Annotated in this window: 1 protein-coding gene; it reads left to right on the forward strand. The window is 50.5% G+C overall.

Annotated features, from left to right (window positions below; translation table 11 throughout):
• The coding region (locus ACTJJS_RS33565; protein WP_440668418.1) for a hypothetical protein at positions 1-333 on the forward strand (333 nt) is incomplete at both ends.

The following is a 333-nucleotide window of genomic DNA, read 5'->3' on the forward strand; positions in this document are numbered from 1 at the left end:
TGCTCACCACCATGTTTTATGATGCGCAGGGAAGAGTGAAAGCTATTAATAAGCAGTTGAACGATAATCCTGGCCTTCTTAGGACCATAGCCAGAAACAGTTATGATGCCACCGGACAACTGGAACTAAAAGAACTGGGCATTGCCGGTGGCGGTGCTCCGTTGGAAAAGCAGACTTACGATTATAACCTGCGAGGCTGGCTGCGCAGTATCAGCAAGGAATACCTGCAAAATGGCGGCGGCGGGTCGCATTTCGGTCAGGAGCTGAACTATGACTATGGCTTTACCAGCCAGGCGTTTAACGGCAACATTGCCGGTATCCGTTGGAAAGGCT

The sequence above is a fragment of the Chitinophaga sp. 22308 genome, assembly GCF_052045305.1.
GTDB classification, from domain to species: Bacteria; Bacteroidota; Bacteroidia; order Chitinophagales; family Chitinophagaceae; genus Chitinophaga; species Chitinophaga varians_A.